Source organism: Psychroserpens mesophilus (assembly GCF_050617655.1).
In the GTDB taxonomy this organism is placed as follows: domain Bacteria; phylum Bacteroidota; class Bacteroidia; order Flavobacteriales; family Flavobacteriaceae; genus Psychroserpens; species Psychroserpens mesophilus_A.
Genome location: NZ_JBODQC010000024.1, coordinates 1 through 4,112, shown reverse-complemented (window position 1 = coordinate 4,112; position 4,112 = coordinate 1). Strand labels below are relative to the sequence as shown.

The 4,112-nt window shown below is 31.6% G+C and carries 4 protein-coding genes; all 4 read left to right on the top strand.

Features of this window, described 5'->3' with window-relative positions:
• Positions 1 to 271: 271 nt before the first annotated feature.
• The 4 genes from ACRHNM_RS16120 to ACRHNM_RS16105 are packed head-to-tail and all read left to right on the top strand — an operon-like array spanning position 272 to position 3,700.
• Positions 272 to 562 (top strand): helix-turn-helix domain-containing protein, encoded by a 291-nt coding sequence (locus tag ACRHNM_RS16120; RefSeq protein WP_431137667.1) that lies wholly within the window; start codon positions 272 to 274, stop codon positions 560 to 562.
• Between the two features lie 3 nt (positions 563 to 565).
• On the top strand, positions 566 to 1,624 hold the full coding sequence (locus tag ACRHNM_RS16115) for a DNA methyltransferase (protein WP_431137666.1): 1,059 nt from the start codon (positions 566 to 568) through the stop codon (positions 1,622 to 1,624).
• On the top strand, positions 1,617 to 2,429 hold the full coding sequence (locus tag ACRHNM_RS16110; RefSeq protein WP_431137665.1) for a DNA-methyltransferase: 813 nt from the start codon (positions 1,617 to 1,619) through the stop codon (positions 2,427 to 2,429). The genes ACRHNM_RS16115 and ACRHNM_RS16110 overlap by 8 nt, the downstream gene beginning before the upstream one ends.
• Before the next feature lie 14 nt (positions 2,430 to 2,443).
• Positions 2,444 to 3,700, top strand: coding sequence for a hypothetical protein (locus tag ACRHNM_RS16105; protein WP_431137664.1), 1,257 nt, complete (start codon positions 2,444 to 2,446; stop codon positions 3,698 to 3,700).
• The last annotated feature ends 412 nt before the right edge of the window (positions 3,701 to 4,112 follow it).

The following is a 4,112-nucleotide window of genomic DNA, read 5'->3' as shown; positions in this document are numbered from 1 at the left end:
TATAAAACACCGAATATGATATATTTAAAAACAGCGTAAATCAATTTTAACCTGTAGCCATATTTCAGGACAAGACATGCGGAAATCGAGCTAAAATTGAACATTCGAACTAAAAAAGCCAACCGCATATTTTAGCACATTTGGTTTTTGCCTACACCAACTTCCAACGCTCTAAAAACCAAAAGAGCTAAAATTTCCCACCGCAAAAAATTGTATTTCAAATTAAATTAATTACATTTGACCATAATTAGTCAAGTCTAAATTTGGTAAAATGACACTTGGACAGAAAATCAAGGAATTAAGAGAATCAAATGGAATGTTTCAAAGGCAACTTGCTTCAATACTTGAAATCGGAGATGGATTTTTAAGTAAAGTTGAAAGCGACCAAAAACCTTTAAAACGTGAACACCTGAAAACTTTAAGCAAGACCTTCAATTGTTCATTTTCGGAATTAGAAGCTTTGTGGATTGGCTCAAAGGTTTATGATATAGTTAAAGACGAAAAAGAAGGAATGAATGCCCTTAAAGTAGCTGAAGAACAAATGAAATACGAGAAGAAATAATTGATGAAATACCAACTATATAAAAAAGAAAGAAAAGAAGTTGTTCCTGTTGAGGAGACTAAACAGAATAAACTTGCAAAAACTAAACTGAAAAAGATTTTTGAAAATAGAGTTGAGTTGAGAATACCCAACAGATTTATCGAGGATTGGGAAAAAGTTGCCTTATTTCATTCTAAAGGAGATGTTGAAAAAGCTAACGCAATTTTATTTCCGAACGAGAAATCAGCTTTTGCATTGAATAATGGTTTAAATGATTTGACAGCAAAAGAATGGTTGCCAGAAACAATAACGGTTTTCAGTCAAAAAGGATTAGGGGCTGGAAATAAAGATGCACAAATAGAAAAACAGCATCCTGCACCTTTTTCTTTTCAAGATGTTGGCAGACTTATTCAATTCTTTTCTAAAGAAAATGATATAGTTCTTGACCCATTTTCTGGCGTTGCTTCAACAGTAAAGGCTTGTGCTTTCAATAATAGAATAGGTTATGGAATTGAATTAAATCCTAAATACCACGATTTAGGATTACAACGAATTGAATTGGAAGTTCCTGACGATTTTCCATTAAAAACCAAGCAAAATTTAATAAACGGAAACAGTCAAAAAGAAATTAAAAAATTCAAAAAAAACGAAATTGATTTTATTGCAACAAGTCCGCCTTATTGGAACATTTTAGAAACCGTTGACCATAAAGGAAAAGAGAGAATTGATAATGATTTAGACCATAAGTATAGTGAGAATAATGAGGATTTAGCAAATATTGAAGATTATGATAAATTCCTTTCAACACTTGCAAAGTTTTTCAACGACTGTTCAAGACCTCTAAAGTCTGGAAAGTATATGTGCGTAATTGTAAGCGATTTTAGAAAAAAAGAAAAATACTACACATTTCACGCTGATTTAGCCAATGCGTTGGAGAAAAAAGGAAATTTTGTGCTAAAAGGGATTAAAATATTATATCAAAGACACAAAAGTATTTATCCTTACGGTTATCCTTTTTCATTCGTACCAAATATGCACCATCAAAATGTTTTAATATTCCAAAATATCAAGAAAGATGATTGAGACCAACAAAATACATTACGGAGACTGTATAAAGCAAATGCAGAAATTAGACAATGATTCTATTGATTTAATAATCGCTGACCCACCATACAATTTAAACAAGGATTTTGGAAATTCTTCCGATAATTGGAATGATGTAGATGGATGGATAAAATGGTCTAAAAAATGGCTTGATGTTGCAATTACAAAATTAAAACCAACAGGTTCAATTTTCATATATGGAATACACCATTATTTATGTCATCTTCACGTTTATCTATATCAAAAAGATTTAAAATACAGAAGGCAAATAATTTGGCATTATGAAAACAGTTTTTCAGGTTATAAAAATTCGCCATCGGCAAATTATGAACCTATACTTTGGTTTTCAAAAACAGATGATTACACTTATCATCAAATAAGAGAACCTTATAAAAGCAAAGAAAGATTAAAGAATAAAATAACCAAAAACGGCAAAGTTTGGACGCCACATCCTGACGGAAAACACGCTGGAGATGTATGGAATATTCCTGTATTAGCAGGTAAAAGATTCGCAAACGAAAAAGTTGACCATCCAACTCAAAAACCATTAGCAATTTGCGACAGAATAATAAAACACTTCTCAAACGAAAATGATTTAGTTCTTATTCCTTTTGGTGGTTCTGGTAGTGAGTGCGTTAGTGCTATAAAAAATAACAGAAACTTTATCGCTTTCGAAAAAAACAGAGACTACATCAAAATCGCAAATAATCGATTAAAAGAATTAAATGTTAATAATCAAATTGAAATAGAAATTAATACAAATGGTATATTAGCAGAAATTTAACTTTTGCTAATTCAATGAAAAATTTTCCGCATCAATTTAATGACCTTACCAAAATATTTAACGCTCTATTAGCTATAAAACAGCTAATTGATGAGGAAACAGCTCTTAAAGATGAAAATTTTGGAGAGCTTTTGACAAGGAATGAAATCTACACATATCGAGATAAATCTTTAACTATTGACGAATTTCTTGCTTTAGAGGAAGAAAAACCAAAAGCAAATCGAGGTTACTTAACGGTTGCAAGAGATATAAGAAGATTATTTGAACTTCTTGGATTTTTAACCGTTTTTGAAGACAAATCTGGAAGTTTAAGTTCACAAGCTATTCAATTACTTTCTGCACCAAATGAAGAAGTAAAAAGAGAGTTATGGAAAAATTCATTTTTACAATTAGGATTAGAGGGAACAGATGGAGAAATAAGTCATCCTTATAGAATCTTATTAAAACTCGTGCAGGACAAACCTGGAATAGAGACAAAAAAATTAATGCTTGCTCTCGAAGCTGAAAATGATTCAATTGAAGAATATGAAAGGATAATTGACCTTTCAGAATTAACATTAGACGAAATTCTTGAATCCACAGGAACTTCTGAATCAATGGGTAGAAATGCTGTTAAAATACTTCCCGGAATTGCAGAACAATTAGGAGATATCGCAAGAAGAGGAAACAATGCTTTTCCAATAGGTAGAATAGTAATCACAGAAGATGAAATTTCTACAGAAATACCACCTGATGCAACAAATCCAGAAGGAGTTCCTTATTCACAATACAGAGCTGTAAGTTCAGACACAATTGCAGTTGACCCAATTTTTAATACAATTTCTACGGTAAGTATAGATTATACAGAATCAATAAGAATTCGTCAACAACGCTTATCGGAACATCAAGAAATTGTTAGACGTCTTGGATTGTTCTGTGAAGAAAGAGCATTTGAACTTTATGAAGGAAAATTCGATTGTTTATCAACAATGGAAGAAACAGCTTTAGTATTTGAAATTAAAACCATCTTAAGCTCAATGTCTGACCAAGAAAAACAGACCATAAAAGGAGTTGGTCAGCTTAAATACTATAAGTTTTCTATTGTCAACAGACAAATGGAATATGAGGACATAAAAGAATTTTTAGTTTATTCTCAAAAGCCAGAAGTTAGTTTAATTGAGTTTTGTACTGCCGAAAACATTAAAGTTGTTTGGTTAGAAGATGGAATATTTAGAATATATGATGCGGTTTCAAATGCAGATGTTGATTTTGAACCATTGGATTTTGTATAAAAGCCAACGCTAAAAGCCATACACATTTGCAATTCGCTTAAGCCACCACACAAGCCAAAAATTGCAAAAGAGTATGTCTTGCCAACGCACAAATATGAACTAAATAACAAACATCGGAAAACCAAGCTGAACGTGAAAAGCACTATGCACAACAACGTGTATAAAACATAGCTATTATAGGCTTTCCCAAAGGTTTTTGTATATTTACAAAGTACGCCAAATTTTTTATTTGGTTATATTTAGAAAAGAAAATTAAACATAAAAATAAAAAATTCGGCTCGTGCTAAACCCGAAAAGTTAGTGTCTTTTTATACGCTACGTTTCATACACAAGACCGTTACAAGTAATAGCGGAATCTCACTCAGATGCGAGCAATACGGAAATAAAATGTTTGCATTTTACCAAGCATTAC

Coding starts and splice junctions, on each gene's coding strand:
- ACRHNM_RS16110 (WP_431137665.1), top strand. CDS start 1,617: ATGATTGAGACCAACAAAATACATTACGGAGACTGTATAAAGCAAATG.
- ACRHNM_RS16115 (WP_431137666.1), top strand. CDS start 566: ATGAAATACCAACTATATAAAAAAGAAAGAAAAGAAGTTGTTCCTGTT.
- ACRHNM_RS16120 (WP_431137667.1), top strand. CDS start 272: ATGACACTTGGACAGAAAATCAAGGAATTAAGAGAATCAAATGGAATG.
- ACRHNM_RS16105 (WP_431137664.1), top strand. CDS start 2,444: ATGAAAAATTTTCCGCATCAATTTAATGACCTTACCAAAATATTTAAC.